Consider the following 713-nt stretch of genomic DNA (forward strand, 5'->3'; position numbering starts at 1 on the left):
TGGAGTGGCCCGCCTTCCATAGACACCTGAGAATGGGGACAACCCCGGAGGTGTTGGATGGAAAGACAGAGATTCACTGCCGAGTTCAAGCGCGAGGCCGTGCGTTTGATGGAGCGCGGCGACAAGCCCGTGGCGCAGCTCGCTCTTGAGCTCGGCGTACCCCGCAACCGGCTCTACAAGTGGCGTGAGGCGTTGCAGACGGAAGGGGCGCATGCGTTCCGCGGTTCGGGGCGGCGCTCGCCCCAGCAACAGGAGCTGGCGCAATTGCGGAAGCAGGTGGCGCGGCTGGAGCAGGAAAACACGATCCTAAAAAAAGCGACGGCGTACTTCGCGAGCGCGTCCAAGCGCGGTACGCCTGGATCGATGGACAACGACTGACGTATCCGCTGACCGACCTGTGCCAGGCATTGCAGGTATCGGTCAGCGGCTATCACGCATGGAAGCGGCGTTCGCCAAGCGCACGTGCGCAAGCAGACGTGCGCCTGGCAGCGGTGATCATGGCCATGCACCACGAACTTCACGAGCGTTATGGCAGCCGTCGCCTGTGGCGTGAGTTGCGCCGCCGCGGCATCGACTGCGGCAGGCACCGCATGGACCGCCTTCGCCGTGAGCAAGGCTTGTGCACGCGGCGGCGCAGACGCTTCATGCGCGCCCGCGCCGCCTACCAGCGCACGCCCGCCGCACCGCGGCTGTGCACGTGGCCGTTCGCTACC

At 66.1% G+C, this 713-nt stretch carries 2 protein-coding genes; both read left to right on the forward strand.

Going from position 1 to position 713, the window contains the following annotated elements:
• Window positions 1-57 precede the first annotated feature (57 nt).
• Window positions 58-378: a transposase gene (locus tag K7B09_RS13105; protein ID WP_223629909.1), complete on the forward strand. Its 321-nt coding sequence runs from the start codon at window positions 58-60 to the stop codon at window positions 376-378.
• 98 nt (window positions 379-476) lie between these two features.
• Window positions 477-713: IS3 family transposase (locus K7B09_RS13110; protein ID WP_317851762.1), on the forward strand; the 237-nt coding region annotated here is incomplete at its 3' end.

Source organism: Thermomonas beijingensis (genome assembly GCF_020034655.1).
Taxonomy (GTDB): domain Bacteria; phylum Pseudomonadota; class Gammaproteobacteria; order Xanthomonadales; family Xanthomonadaceae; genus Thermomonas; species Thermomonas beijingensis.

Bases quoted from the DNA above. Each gene is read 5' to 3' on its own strand.
- K7B09_RS13105 (WP_223629909.1), top strand. From the start codon at position 58: ATGGAAAGACAGAGATTCACTGCCGAGTTCAAGCGCGAGGCCGTGCGT.